Consider the following 14,095-nt stretch of genomic DNA (forward strand, 5'->3'; position numbering starts at 1 on the left):
GGTGGGATTTTGCTCCTTATAATGCTGTTAATTTATTATGCAGCTAACGCTTTAGTGATTTTTTCATACAGATCTTTAGATAAGTTATCTAGTTTTAATAAGCTTTCTAAAGCAGCTGTCATTTTTTTCTGACGATTTTCGTCATAACGTTTTAATCGAATAAGTGGATCAATAAGTCTTGATGCCACTTGTGGGTTTTTCTGGTTTAGTTCCATTAATATTTCAACTAAGAAATGGTAGCCACTGCCATCTTCAGCATGAAAAGCAACAGGGTTATTGTTAACAAAAGCACCAATTAGACTTCTTATTCGATTTGGATTATTGAGTGAAAAAGAGCGATGATTAAGCAATTTTTTCACTGTTGATAATACATTTTGCTCTGGACTTGTCGCATTTAAAGCCAACCACTTATCCATTACTAAACCATCTTGATACCATTTATCATCGAAATCGGAGAGTAATGTATGTCGACATGTTAATTGCGCTTTTACTGCTGTGGTAAGCGCCGCTAATGAATCTGTCATATTATTGGCTTGTTGATATTGTTGTTCAACTAAAGTATTCGCTAGCGATTTATCGTCAGCATAAGCTAATAATGATAAACAGCAGTTTTTCAACATGCGTTTACCAATGTCAGTATGTTCAATCTGATATTGTGCAGTTTGATTATGATGATAAACCGCAGTTAGTTCATCATAGAGTTCATTAGCAAAGATACCTAATAAGAATTGACGAACTTGATAAATAGCCATCGGATCAACGATATCAAATAGATTTGCCAATTCATTTTCCGAAGGTAAAGTCAGTATTTGTGCTATAAGTGCTGGTTCAGCGGTATCTGATAGTAATATTCCTCTAAAAGCATCTAATACTGGCTCAGGAATTGTCATTGATAAATTCTGATGATAATTATTTACATTCATACGCACATATTTTGCTAATAACATTTGCGCTGCATCGTAACGACTAAAAGCATTGGTGGCATGTTGCATTAAGAATATAAGATCGTGATCTTGATAATTGTAATTGAGTTTTACTGGAGCTGAAAAATCTCTTAATAGTGAAACAATTGGTTTTTCTGAAACATGATCAAAAACAAATTCTTGTTTGGATTGGGTTACATTTAGTACGTGATGAATAGGTTTATTTTGATATTGCAATGCAATCACACCACCATTTTGCTGATAAAGTTCGATATCTAATGGAATATGTAGCGCCTGTTTTTGACTTTGATCTTGCGTTGCCGGCGTATGTTGCTCAACAGTTAAGGTGTATTGTTGATTTTGTGGATTGTAGCTGTCCGTTACTGTTAACACTGGTGTGCCTGATTGACTATACCATAATTTAAACTGAGTTAAATCAATTCCCGATGCATCTTGCATAGCTGCAACAAAATCATCACAAGTTGCTGCACTACCATCATGGCGTTCAAAATAAAGTTTCATACCAGCCTGAAAGTTAGCTTCACCTAATAATGTATGCATCATACGAATCACTTCTGCACCTTTTTCGTATACGGTAACAGTATAAAAATTATTCATTTCAATTACTTGTTCAGGACGAATAGGATGAGACATCGGGCTTGCATCTTCCGCAAATTGTACTGTGCGTAACAGTTTGACATCAGCAATGCGTTTTACCGATCTGAGTCCTTGATCAGAAGTGAATTCTTGATCTCTAAATACTGTTAATCCTTCTTTTAGGCTAAGTTGGAACCAATCACGACAAGTGACTCGATTACCGGTCCAATTATGAAAATATTCGTGACCAATTACTGATTCAATACCGATATAATCATCATCGGTGGCAGTTTGTGGTTTAGCAAGGACATATTTAGAATTGAAAATGTTAAGGCCTTTATTTTCCATTGCTCCCATGTTGAAAAAATCAACGGCTACAATCATAAAAATATCTAAATCATATTCTAAATCAAAACGGCTTTCATCCCAGCGCATGGCATTTTTTAAACTGGTCATTGCCCATTGTGAACGATCTAAGTTGCCTTTATCAACGTAAATTTCTAAAGCAATTTTGCGATTTGAGCGGGTAGTAAACTGATCTTTTAAAATATCAAAATCACCAGCTACTAATGCGAATAAATAGGCCGGTTTAGGAAATGGATCTTGCCATTGCACCCAATGCCTACCGTCGGAAAGTTCCCCTTGTGCAATGCGATTACCATTAGATAATAAGTAAGGATATTGTTGTTTATTAGCGGTAATTCTAGTTGAAAATCGTGCTAGAACATCTGGTCTATCGAGGTAGTAAGTAATGTGGCGGAAACCTTCAGCTTCACATTGAGTGCATAATGCATCACCAGAAACATATAATCCTTCTAGTGCAGTATTATCGATAGGCTTAATTTGATTAACAATAGTTAAGGTAAATTCAGAAGGGACATTATTAATCGTTAATCCCGTTTTTGTAATTTGATAATCAGACCATGGTTGTTCATCAATATTTACTGAAACTAATTTAAGTTCTTCGCCATCTAATACTAAATCGTTGGCTTGAGAATTTTTTTTGATGATATGACTACGGGCGATAACTGTCGTTGTTTCTGCCGCTAAATCGAAATCAAGATCGATGTCAGTAATAGTAAAGTCTGGTGTTTTATAGTCATGACGATATTTAGCAGTCGGTTGTATATCAGTTGTCGTTGTACTCATGTTTATATACCTTTGTAAGTGATGTGCTAATTATGTATTCAAATTAATCAAAACGGGGTTAATACCCATTAGTGTCTATGATTATTCTTTTAAAATAGAATCAATTATATTTATTTATCATTTTGGAATGAATTTCGATTAATTTTACCAAAATGTCTATATGAACTATTATAGCCTATTAAAAATAATCTTATTAGATAATTAATTTATATCTTAATTATTATTCTGCTATAATCATCGGAATTTTCTTTAAAGAACTGATAATAGATAGACATGTTACCCGCAATAATTACATCAATATTAGATACTGATGCTTATAAGTTGCATATGCAGCAGGCCGTTTTTCATCATTATCCTGACGCGACTGTCGTTGCACAGTTTCGCTGTCGTAGTGATGATCTACTTGGTCAATATGCCGATCAAATCGCCCATCAAGTTAAATTAATGGAGTCTTTAACACTTACCGATGATGAGTTCGCCTATTTATCTGGTATTAACTTTTTTAAATCTGATTATTTAAACTGGTTAAAAAACTGGCGTTTTAATAGTCAGTTATTAACGATTAAAAATGAAGATGGTTTGCTGGTGATTCAAATTGAAGGCAAATGGGTTGATGTTATTTTGTGGGAAGTGCCATTGCTAGCGGTTATTAGCGAAATTGTTCATAAAGATCGTTCGCCAAATATTGGTGTTGAACAAGCATTAGCAAGACTTAAAGATAAATTAGTCAGATTTGATGAGCAAACTAATGATCTTGATATGTCTGGTTTTAATTTGCTGGATTTTGGTACACGAAGACGTTACTCTTTTGCTGTCCAAGAGGCTGTTGTAAGTTATTTGCAAAACCATTTCAGCAATTTTCATAGTACTAGTAATTATTTATTGGCATATCGTTTAGGGTTAACTCCAGTTGGTACTCAAGCCCATGAATGGTTCCAAGCTCATCAACGTTTAAGTCCTAACTTACATGATTGCCAAAAAACGGCATTGCAAGTTTGGTTAGACGAATATCCTGATGATCTGGGTGTTGCATTAACAGATTGTATCACTATGGATGCATTTCTACGAGATTTTGACTATTATTTCGCATCTCATTATCAAGGACTACGCCATGATTCGGGCGATCCGATTGAGTGGGGTGAAAAAGCGATTAGCCATTATCAGCAATTAGGAATTGATCCTAAAACAAAATTACTGGTGTTTTCTGATAGTCTAAACTTTGATAAAGCGCTGAAAATTTATCGACACTTTAATCATCGAGTGAAATTATCCTTTGGTATCGGTGGTTTTCTTGCTTGTGATATTCCGTCTACAGAAGTAAATACCAAATCGTTAAACATTGTATTAAAACTAACGGAATGTAATAATCAAGCTGTAGCTAAATTATCTGATAGTCCTGGTAAAACAATTTCGCAAGATTTGGCTTTTATTGACGAATTAAAAAGAACGTTTAAAGTCAATCATTAATAGTCATATTGATGATTAATATTAATAATTAAACAAAGTGATATAGTCTTATCAATAATCTGTATTATCAATTTTTGATAATAGTTAAATGGATATTAAAATTCAGCTTATATATTACTTTTAATATTACTTACTATATAAATAATAAATAGAGATGGATAATTAAAATGAATTCTGTTGCTCCTATTGTTGACGTGCTACAAGGTAAAATTGCTGTTGGTAGCACTATTTCAGTTCAAGGTTGGGTAAGAACTCGTCGTGATTCTAAAGCCGGTATCTCATTTTTGGCTGTGTATGATGGTTCTTGCTTTGATCCAATTCAAGCGGTCATTGAAAAAGACTTACCAAACTATGAACAAGATATTTTGCGTTTAACTGCTGGCTGTTCAGTAAAAGTGACTGGTAAAGTTGTTGAGTCTCCAGGTCAAGGACAAAAATATGAATTACAAGCAACGCAAGTTGAAGTTTATGGTTTTGTAGATGATCCTGAAACTTATCCAATGGCGGCTAAACGTCACTCAATAGAATATCTTCGTGAGGTTGCTCATTTACGCGCAAGAACCAATATTGTTGGTGCGATTACTCGTGTACGACACACCTTAGCGCAAGCTATTCACCAATTTTTTGATGAGCGTGGTTTTTTCTGGCTTTCAACACCAATTATTACTGCCTCTGATACTGAAGGTGCCGGTGAAATGTTCCGAGTTTCAACATTGGATATGTTAAATCTGCCTAAAACAGATAATGGTAAGGTTGATTTTGATAAAGACTTTTTTGGTAAAGAAGCTTTTTTAACTGTTTCTGGGCAACTTAATGCAGAAACTTATGCTTGTGCACTTTCGAAGGTCTATACCTTTGGTCCTACTTTTAGAGCTGAAAACTCAAATACTACACGCCATTTAGCTGAATTTTGGATGATGGAGCCAGAAGTAGCATTTGCTGATCTTAATGATAATGCCAAACTCGCTGAAGATATGTTGAAATATGTCTTTAAAACAGTACTAGAAAAACGAGCTGATGATATGCAGTTTTTTGCTCAGCACATTGATAAAGACGCCATTAATCGTCTTGAAAGCTTTATTAATGCTGATTTTGCTCAAGTGGACTACACAGATGCTATTACTATTTTACAAAATTGTGATGCTAAATTTGAGAATCCAGTAAGTTGGGGTATTGATTTGGCGTCTGAACATGAACGTTATTTAGCTGAACAACATTTTAAAGCGCCAGTTGTTGTTAAAAATTATCCTAAAGATATTAAAGCATTTTATATGCGCATGAATGATGATGGTAAAACCGTTGCGGCAATGGATGTATTAGCTCCAGGGATTGGTGAAATCATTGGTGGTTCGCAACGTGAAGAACGTTTAGATATGTTAGATAAACGGATGGATGAACTAGGCCTTAAAAAAGAAGATTATTGGTGGTATCGTGATTTGCGTCGTTATGGCACTGTACCTCACTCAGGTTTTGGATTAGGCTTTGAACGTCTAATCGTTTATGTTACAGGCGTGCAAAATGTTCGTGATGTGATCCCTTTCCCAAGAACCCCTCGTAACGCAAATTTCTAAATTTTGTGCAAATTATCAACTGGCTTTTGGTCAGTTGATAGCAATTCAATATTAACAAAACTTTACAAGAGCTCAAAAAACAACCAAACAGGTGGTGTTTTAAGTTTAGACATCACGTTTAACGAAAAGTTCACTTGATTTTAAGAAATTTTTATACATAATTTACATTACTGTAAAAAGTAAGATGAAAATAATAGTTAACAACATTAGTTAGAAACATTATTTTTGGATGAATAATCATTGTGAAAATTGACACAACCAAAAGACGTGTCTTTTTATAGAAACAACCATGAGGGTAAGAAATGAAACGTAATTTATTAGCAGTCGCTATCCCTGCTCTTTTAGTAGCAGCTGGCGCAAACGCTTCTATCGAAGTATGGAACAAAGACGGTAATAAAGTTGATTTTTATGGCCGAGTAAAAGCAGCTAACCATATCACTGACCGTGGTCAAGCAGGTGAAGGTGACGATACTTCTGCTCGTCTAGGTATGTCTGGCCAAACACAAATCACTAACGGTATTACTGGATATGGTCGTTGGGAATATGAAGCGAAAGCTGGTAAAAATTCAAATAACGAAGTTCGTTATGCGTTTGCTGGTTTAAACTTCGGTGATTTAGGTTCATTCGACTATGGTCGTAATGACGGTGTATTAAAAGCGATTACTGCTTATACTGACGTATTACCAGAGTTTGGTGGTGAAGCTGCAAATAACTCTTGGAACGTACTTTCAGCTCGTACTAAAGCTGTTGCAACTTACCGTAACAACAACTTCTTTGGTTTAAGTGATGATTTAAGCTTTGCGATCCAATATGCTGACAATGGCGACAATTCAGATACTTTTGATGGTAAAACATCTAAAGCTATTTATGAAAAGGATGATGCTGGAAATCCAGAATTTGACAAATTCTCTGGTAACAGCCGTGAAGCATATGGTGTTAATGTTCAATGGAATATCTTTGATACAGGTTTAACTGTTGGTGCTGGTTATGCACAAACTGCAGGTAAATCTAAATATGAAGAAGGTGAAAATAAGAAAGCTAAAACTTGGACCACTGGTATCAAATATGATAACAATAACCTATATTTAGGTGCTACCTATTTCCAAACTAAATTCAACACTTGGAATGAGAAAGGTGTTGATGGTGATCGTTATGACAATCCTAAAATCAAAGGTGTTGAGTTAGTTGCTCAATATGGTATTGATTTAGAAGTAGGTCGTTTAACTCCGTCTTTAGCTTATGTTCAACATAAATTAAGCAACATCGAAGATGAATATTATGATGATAAACATAAAGAAGGTCGTAATCTAGCTAAGTATATTTCACTTGGTGCGACATATGACCTTAATAAAAACTTCAGTGCTATCGTTGAATATAAATTCAATCTTCTTGATAAACGAGATACCGGTGCTGAGTCAAATACAGCTCATGAAAGCAAAGGGCGTCATGCATACAAACCAGGTACTAAAGATGTGTTAGGTGTTGGTTTAATTTACCAATTCTAATCTCTTGATATCTTAAATATCTGAAAAAGGCACTTAGGTGCCTTTTTTTTCATCTCTTGCATACCGAAGTATATAAAAAACATTTTATGCTTAAAAAAATATTATTTTAAGTCATAAAATAGTCTTAACTCGCAGAATAACATCTTAAAACATTGTTAATCTATGATTTCGCAATAAAAATCCATTATTTAACAATAATAATAGATATCACAGTAATAATTTAGTTGCTAGTTGATAGCAGCTATTTATTAAATCAAGAACAAAATATTTTGTATCTTTAATAATAAAATACCTAAGAGGGTAACTAAATGAAACGTAATCTATTAGCAATCGCAATTCCTGCTTTATTAGTTGCAGGTACAGCAAGCGCTTCGATTGAAGTATGGAACAAAGATGGTAATAAAGTTGACTTTTATGGTCGAGTTTATGCCTTAAATTATATTACTGACCGTGATAATCAAACAGGTGAAGGTGACAAAACCACCGCTCGTTTAGGTATGTCAGGACAAACACAAATCACTGATAGTTTAAGTGGTTATGGTCGCTGGGAATATGAAGCAAAAACCGGAGCTGATGCTGATAACGAAACTCGTTATGCTTATGCAGGTCTAAATTTTGGTGATTTTGGTTCATTTGATTACGGCCGTAATGACGGTGTATTAAAGACCTTAACTTCATATACTGACGTTCTACCTGAGTTTGGTGGCGATGCATCAAATAATGATATCTATGCATTAACAGCAAGAACCAAAGCAGTAGCTACTTATCGTAACTCAGATTTCTTTGGTTTAGTTAACGGTTTACGTTTTGCTGTGCAATATGCCGATAATGGTGATAATAGTTCCACTCAATATCTAAATAATCACGACCGTACTGGCCATGATAGTGCTGAAGCTTGGGGTTCAGTAATTGATTGGGATGTGCTTGATACAGGTTTATCAATTGGTGCCGGTTATGCACAAACCGGTGGTCATAAAGATGCTAAAACCTGGTCTGCAGGTGTTAAATATGACAATGATAATCTATATTTAGCAGCGCTTTATATCCAAGGTAAACAAAAATATGGTTGGGAAAAAGCATCAACTACAGATAATACCTCGGATTTAAAAACTAAAGGTTTTGAATTAGTTGCTCAATACGGTATTGACTTTGAAGTGGGTCGTTTAACTCCTTCTGTTGCTTATATTCAACATAAAGTACAAGATGCATCAAACTTCTCAAGAAGTGGTGATGCGGGTCTTAAAGGTAATGATTTAGCTAAATATGTCGATATTGGTTTAACCTATGACTTTAATAAAAACTTATCAGCAATTGTTGATTATAAAATTAACTTGTTAGATAAAGATGATATTGGTGCTCGTCGAGGTTTATACGAAGATGGTACATTCACTAAATCACAAATTAAAGCAACAGCTAAAGATACTGTAGCATTAGGATTAATTTATCAATTCTAATTATTTTTATCTTAATATTTCATAAAAGGCACTTAGGTGCCTTTTTTGTTGTCTCTTATTTCAATAAATACCGCTTGCGATTTAATAAATAGTCTGATAAAAATAAAGAAATAATAATCAATTAGGGCTATTTTAATGCAGTATATTACTCGAAAATTACCGGCAAAAAAAAATATTGCTTTAGTGGCACATGATCACTTAAAAGAAGCATTATTAAATTGGTGCAAAAAAAATCGACAAGAACTTTCGCATCACAATCTGTGTGGTACAGGAACAACTGGAACCCTAATTAAGAAAGAAACAGGACTAACCATTACACCTATGCTCAGCGGCCCAATGGGTGGTGATCAGCAAATCGGTGCTTTAATTGCTGAAGGTAAAATTGATATTCTGATCTTTTTCTGGGATCCACTTAATGCTGTACCGCATGATCCAGATGTAAAAGCGTTGTTACGTTTATCAACAGTTTGGAATATTCCAGTAGCCACTAATCAAGCTACCGCTAACGCTTTAATACAATCCTCAATATTTACTCAAGAAGTGGAAATTGAAATTCCTGATTATCAAGGTTATTTAAACGAAAGAGTAAGATAAATGCCAATTCCTTCACAAGTTCGCAAAACTGGTCGATACATATTATTGTTAGATAATTTGTTTATTGTGTTGGGATTTTATGTAGTTTTTCCGTTGGTCTCTACCCACTTTGTTAGTCAAGTTGGGTGGAGCGCATTATTTGTTGGTTTTGCTTTAGGTTATCGTCAATTTGTTCAGCAAGGATTTGGTTTGATTGGTGGTGCAATCGCTGATCGCTTTGGCGCTAAACCAATGATAATAACCGGTATGTTTTTGCGATCAATTGGGTTTATCTCAATGGCACTAGCAACAGAACATTGGTTATTATTAGTATCTTGTTTACTTTCGGCATTGGGAGGCTTGCTATTTGATCCCCCTAGAATGGGATTAACTATCAAATTTACCCGACCTCATGAACGAGGCAAGTTTATTTCACTCCTAATGATACAAGATAATGCAGGCGCAGTTATTGGCGCTTTAATCGGTGGTATTTTAATCGATTACGATTTCCAATTAGTGTGTTGGTGTGGTGCTTTAATCTTTTTCTTATGTGGTATTTTTAATCTGATGTACTTACCGGCTTATCATATTGCAATTGGTAAAGCTCCGATTGTTAACGGTATGAAAATGGTTCTCAAAGATAGAAAATTTACTCATTATGTGCTTACTTTAACAGGTTATTATGTACTGTGGGTGCAAATTATGTTGATGTTACCTTTAACCATTACCAATGTGTCGGGTAGTCCTAGCTATGTAAAATGGATGTATGCTATCCAAGCAATAATATCGCTATGTTTGCTTTATCCTCTTGCTCGAATAAGTGAAAAATATTTTAGATTAGATCAACGTCTTAAATTTGGATTATTGTTGATGTCTTTTGCTTTTATTATTATTGGCTTTACATCACAATTATCGATTTTACTCTCTCTTATCGCATTGTTTTATTTTGGTGCTATTATTGCTGAACCAGCTAGAGAAACATTGGCAACTGTTTTAACAAACCCTAAAGCTAAAGGTAGCTATATGGGGTTTAGTCGGTTGGGATTGGCATTAGGTGGTTTTATTGGTTATACCGGTGCTGGCTGGCTTTATGATGTGGCCATCCAAATCGGTTTACCGCATTTACCATGGGTGATCTTAACGTTAGTTGGTCTATTAACTTTTGGATATTTAGAATATTTATTCAAAAACGAGCCACCTATGACTAAGGTCAAGATGAGAAAGATTGGCTAATTTCGCCATTTTTAAATAAAATTGCTTCACCACTCGCTAATTTAGTCCATATTTCGTTCGAAGTTAACGGCATGGTTGAAATTATTGTGACAACATCATTTGGTGTTGTATGTTTTTGAAAATCTATCTCAACATCTTCGTCAATTAACTTGGCTTTTCCAAACGGTGCTTTTCGGGTGATCCAGTGTAGATTAGTTGAACAATAGGCAAACACATATTCACCATCAGACAGTAGCATATTAAAAATACCTAATTGGGTTAATTTAATCGCACACTCTCTAATATATTCAAAAAGCGTAATATCATTGGTTGGTTGCTGTGGGTATTTTTTATGTAATTCATTTATTAAATAGCAAAAAGCATATTCACTGTCGGTTAGACCAACTGGTTGAAATATTCCTGTATCTAATTTTTCATAATCAGTCAATTGTCCATTGTGTGCAAATGTCCAATTTTTACCCCATAGTTCTCGAGTAAAAGGATGAGTGTTTTCTAGTGCAACACCACCGCGATTCGCTTGGCGAATATGGGCAACAACGGCAGTTGATTTTATTGGGTATTGTTGAACCAATTTAGCAATGGGTGAAAAACTACATGGCTGCGGATCTTTAAACGTTCGACAGCCTTTACCTTCATAGAAGGTTATACCCCAGCCATCTTTATGTGGACCTTTATCACCACCACGTTTAATCAAACTGGTAAAACTAAAGCAGATATCGGTCGGCACGTTGGCACTCATACCCAATAATTCGCACATATTAAGCCATCTCTTTTTCAATAAGTAGAATCAAAATATGAATTACTTTGATATGGATTTCTTGCACACGATCTGCATAACCAAAATGTGGTACACGTATATCGACATCCGCTAATCCATTCATTTTCCCGCCATCTTTACCTGTCAGGGTAATAACTTTCATACCTTTTTGTTTAGCAGCTTCAATTGCTTTAAGTACATTAGCTGAATTTCCTGAAGTTGAAATGCCTAATAACACATCCCCTTTTTGCCCAACGCCTTCAACGTAACGAGAAAATATGTAATCAAAACCATAATCATTGCCGACACATGAAATATGACTGACATCAGATATGGCAATGGCTGGATACGAAGGGCGGTTATCACGGAAACGTCCGGTTAGTTCTTCAGCAAAATGCATCGCATCACAGTGAGATCCGCCATTACCGCATGAAAGTACTTTTCCACCTTGTTTAAATGAGTCTGCAATTAAAACGGCTGCTTGCTGGATTTTTTTTAAATTTTCATCGTTTGCAACGAAATTGGCCAATACGTCAATTGCCTGATTTAATTCATCACGAATGGTTTTAATGTACATTAATAATACCTCTTTAATAAAAAGCTTTTCCATAACCATTGTAATTCGTTAATAACAGCTTGCAAGTAATAACAATAAATTTTTTAAAATATGTGAAATATTTAAATTTATTACAAACACATAATAGAATAAATATCCAATAAATAATTATTAATAAACTTAAAAATGGTTGTCAATAAACTAACTATTTTTAAGCTAGTACTAAACAGATTAAATCCTCTTTTTGCTAATAGGATAAGCCTTTAATTTGTGGTATAATTGCTTAATAAATTTTTCGCAGAAAGTGATGATAAAATTGCATCTAGAATCAATCGGTAAGGAATGAATATGCAAACAATTAAAGGTAAAGTTGCTGCACCTGAAGCCAAAGTAGCGATTATCGTGGCGCGTTTTAACCAATTTATTAATGAAAGTTTAGTTAATGGTGCCGTAGATGCACTCACTCGTATCGGTGAAGTAGACGATAACAATATTACCGTTATTTGGGTACCGGGCGCTTATGAAATTCCTTTAGCAGCTAAAGTTGCTGCACAGTCAAAAAAATATGATGCAATTGTTGCATTGGGTACGGTTATCCGTGGTAGTACCGCTCATTTTGATTTTGTCGCTGGCGAATCAAGTTCAGGGCTATTAAATGCGAGTTTAGACTTTTCGATACCAGTTGGTTTTGGTATTTTAACTACGGAAAGTATCGAACAAGCCATTGAACGAGCAGGAACTAAAGCGGGCAATAAAGGTGCTGAAGCAGCACTAACCGCACTTGAAATGTTAAATGTGATTAAAACAATTAAGGAGTAATTTAGTGGCGTTAGTTAATCCTCGTCGTCGAGCAAGAGAATGTGCTGTTCAAGCTATTTACTCTTGGCAAATTTCTAGAAATGATCTTGCTGATGTTGAGAGCAGCTTCATGGCTGAACAAGATATGAAAGGTGTTGACACCAAATATTTTAGAGAATTACTGCATGGTGTTGCCAAAAATACCACAGAATTAGATGAGAAGATGACTCCTTATTTAACAGAAAGAACTATTGAAGAGCTAGGTCAAGTTGAATTAGCCGTATTAAGAATTGCTTTATATGAGTTAATGAAGCGACATGATGTTCCTTACAAAGTTGTTATCAATGAAGCTATTGATCTTACTAAAACCTTTGGTGCAGAAGATAGTCATAAATTTGTTAATGGTGTATTAGATAAAGTTGCACCAACCATTCGTACACGATAACTGTCTTTAATTGGGAATAATATGAACGATACTAGTGAAAAAAGTAAGCCCACTATTTTTTATACGAAAAACAGCGAAGCAAAAGTGAACCCCCGAACAGCCAAAGAACGTGGCGGTGATTATAAAAATAAACGTAATAATGATGGTTTTCAGTCTAATTCAAAATCAAAACATGACCGGATCGAAACCTTTAAACCAAAAAAATGTAATAAAACGATAAAACCCGCTAAAGCACAATATGATTTAACGGATGAACATGATTCCCCTTGGCAGAAAAAAGTTCGAGATAATGAACAAGTACCAACATTTGGTTATGATGGCTATCGTCAAAAAAAGGAAGAGACATTAGTTTACAGCGAAAACAGTTGTAAAGCGGTATTTAAACACCGACGTTCGGCTATTGTTAAATTATTTATTACCCAAGAAATGACTTATCAATTTAAAGAGTTAATTAATTGGTTAGTCAAACAACGTCTTGGTTATGATGTTGTTTCAACAGAGCAAATTACTAAAATCACACAGACTCCACATCATGGTGGTGTTTGTTTAATTGTTAAAAAACGTACTCCACTAACTTTGCTTGATTATTTAGATAAATATGATGATCAGGCTCGGGATTGCATTATTGCTGTTGATGATGTGAATAATCCGCACAACTTAGGTGGGTTAATGCGTAGTGCAGCTTTTTTTGGCGTTAATGGCATAATTTTAAGGCAGACTAACTTACTTGATAGCGGTGCCGCAATGCGTGTTGCTGAAGGTGGCATTGAAGCCGTTGAATCTATTAAAAGTGATGATTTTATAGCATCTATTGATCTGTTAAAACAACATGGCTATCAAGTGGTTGCGTTATTACCATGTCAATTAAAATCGATTTCATCGACTGAGTTATCGCAACTCAAATTTACCAAGAAAATTGCCTTAGTTATATTTCAACAAATTAACAACAAATTAATTAACTGTGCTGATAACATTGTCCATTTACAAGGCAATGATAATATGTCGGCTTTAAATATTTCTGTAGCAACAGGGATTGTGTTATCGGCTATAAAATATCAATCTTAATT

12 protein-coding genes are annotated in these 14,095 nt (G+C 34.8%); 9 read left to right on the forward strand and 3 right to left on the reverse strand.

Translation table 11 applies throughout. The features are described 5' to 3' along the window. Positions 1-35 precede the first annotated feature (35 nt). Positions 36-2,669, reverse strand: a complete 2,634-nt coding sequence (pepN, locus tag B6D18_RS01695) for an aminopeptidase N (RefSeq protein ID WP_086362854.1) — start codon at positions 2,667-2,669, stop codon at positions 36-38. 273 nt (positions 2,670-2,942) lie between these two features. Here pepN and pncB point away from each other — a divergent pair, with 273 nt between their 5' ends. The 6 genes from pncB (at position 2,943) to mdtH (ending at position 10,472) form a co-directional block, all read left to right on the forward strand. After that, the gene (pncB, locus tag B6D18_RS01700) at positions 2,943-4,136 is read left to right on the forward strand and encodes a nicotinate phosphoribosyltransferase (protein WP_086362855.1); all 1,194 of its coding nucleotides are present in this window, start codon (positions 2,943-2,945) and stop codon (positions 4,134-4,136) included. 167 nt (positions 4,137-4,303) lie between these two features. Continuing rightward, complete coding sequence (gene asnS, locus B6D18_RS01705; protein WP_086358660.1) at positions 4,304-5,707, forward strand: asparagine--tRNA ligase; 1,404 nt, start codon at positions 4,304-4,306, stop codon at positions 5,705-5,707. 302 nt (positions 5,708-6,009) lie between these two features. After that, complete coding sequence (locus B6D18_RS01710; protein WP_086362856.1) at positions 6,010-7,212, forward strand: porin; 1,203 nt, start codon at positions 6,010-6,012, stop codon at positions 7,210-7,212. 308 nt (positions 7,213-7,520) lie between these two features. Next, positions 7,521-8,666 carry a porin gene (locus B6D18_RS01715; RefSeq protein WP_086362857.1) on the forward strand — a complete coding sequence of 382 codons (1,146 nt, stop codon included), beginning with the start codon at positions 7,521-7,523 and terminating at the stop codon, positions 8,664-8,666. A 135-nt stretch (positions 8,667-8,801) separates the two neighbouring features. After that, positions 8,802-9,260 (forward strand): methylglyoxal synthase, encoded by a 459-nt coding sequence (locus B6D18_RS01720; protein WP_086362858.1) that lies wholly within the window; start codon positions 8,802-8,804, stop codon positions 9,258-9,260. Next, positions 9,261-10,472: a multidrug efflux MFS transporter MdtH gene (gene mdtH / locus B6D18_RS01725; protein ID WP_086362859.1), complete on the forward strand. Its 1,212-nt coding sequence runs from the start codon at positions 9,261-9,263 to the stop codon at positions 10,470-10,472. Here the strand turns inward: mdtH and B6D18_RS01730 are convergent. Together B6D18_RS01730 and lpcA are read right to left on the reverse strand one after the other, a co-directional pair. After that, positions 10,450-11,229, reverse strand: a complete 780-nt coding sequence (locus B6D18_RS01730) for a class II glutamine amidotransferase (RefSeq protein ID WP_086362860.1) — start codon at positions 11,227-11,229, stop codon at positions 10,450-10,452. The two genes, mdtH and B6D18_RS01730, sit on opposite strands and share 23 nt — an antisense overlap. A gap of 1 nt (position 11,230) precedes the next feature. Continuing rightward, positions 11,231-11,806, reverse strand: a complete 576-nt coding sequence (gene lpcA / locus B6D18_RS01735) for a D-sedoheptulose 7-phosphate isomerase (RefSeq protein WP_086362895.1) — start codon at positions 11,804-11,806, stop codon at positions 11,231-11,233. A gap of 327 nt (positions 11,807-12,133) precedes the next feature. Here lpcA and ribE point away from each other — a divergent pair, with 327 nt between their 5' ends. Genes ribE through B6D18_RS01750 form a run of 3 tightly spaced genes read left to right on the forward strand, consistent with a single transcriptional unit; the run spans position 12,134 to position 14,093 of the window. Next, positions 12,134-12,604: a 6,7-dimethyl-8-ribityllumazine synthase gene (gene ribE / locus B6D18_RS01740; RefSeq protein ID WP_065613982.1), complete on the forward strand. Its 471-nt coding sequence runs from the start codon at positions 12,134-12,136 to the stop codon at positions 12,602-12,604. Positions 12,605-12,608: 4 nt separating this feature from the next. Beyond that, positions 12,609-13,028, forward strand: coding sequence for a transcription antitermination factor NusB (gene nusB / locus B6D18_RS01745; protein WP_086362861.1), 420 nt, complete (start codon positions 12,609-12,611; stop codon positions 13,026-13,028). 21 nt (positions 13,029-13,049) lie between these two features. Continuing rightward, complete coding sequence (locus tag B6D18_RS01750) at positions 13,050-14,093, forward strand: TrmH family RNA methyltransferase (protein ID WP_086362862.1); 1,044 nt, start codon at positions 13,050-13,052, stop codon at positions 14,091-14,093. The last annotated feature ends 2 nt before the right edge of the window (positions 14,094-14,095 follow it).

It is taken from the genome of Gilliamella sp. A7 (genome assembly GCF_002142015.1).
GTDB classification, from domain to species: Bacteria; Pseudomonadota; Gammaproteobacteria; order Enterobacterales; family Orbaceae; genus Gilliamella; species Gilliamella apis_A.

Excerpts from the sequence above, each read along its gene's own strand:
- pepN (WP_086362854.1), bottom strand. The coding sequence starts at position 2,669 with ATGAGTACAACGACAACTGATATACAACCGACTGCTAAATATCGTCAT.
- pncB (WP_086362855.1), top strand. The coding sequence starts at position 2,943 with ATGTTACCCGCAATAATTACATCAATATTAGATACTGATGCTTATAAG.
- asnS (WP_086358660.1), top strand. The coding sequence starts at position 4,304 with ATGAATTCTGTTGCTCCTATTGTTGACGTGCTACAAGGTAAAATTGCT.
- B6D18_RS01710 (WP_086362856.1), top strand. The coding sequence starts at position 6,010 with ATGAAACGTAATTTATTAGCAGTCGCTATCCCTGCTCTTTTAGTAGCA.
- B6D18_RS01715 (WP_086362857.1), top strand. The coding sequence starts at position 7,521 with ATGAAACGTAATCTATTAGCAATCGCAATTCCTGCTTTATTAGTTGCA.
- B6D18_RS01720 (WP_086362858.1), top strand. The coding sequence starts at position 8,802 with ATGCAGTATATTACTCGAAAATTACCGGCAAAAAAAAATATTGCTTTA.
- mdtH (WP_086362859.1), top strand. The coding sequence starts at position 9,261 with ATGCCAATTCCTTCACAAGTTCGCAAAACTGGTCGATACATATTATTG.
- B6D18_RS01730 (WP_086362860.1), bottom strand. The coding sequence starts at position 11,229 with ATGTGCGAATTATTGGGTATGAGTGCCAACGTGCCGACCGATATCTGC.
- lpcA (WP_086362895.1), bottom strand. The coding sequence starts at position 11,806 with ATGTACATTAAAACCATTCGTGATGAATTAAATCAGGCAATTGACGTA.
- ribE (WP_065613982.1), top strand. The coding sequence starts at position 12,134 with ATGCAAACAATTAAAGGTAAAGTTGCTGCACCTGAAGCCAAAGTAGCG.
- B6D18_RS01750 (WP_086362862.1), top strand. The coding sequence starts at position 13,050 with ATGAACGATACTAGTGAAAAAAGTAAGCCCACTATTTTTTATACGAAA.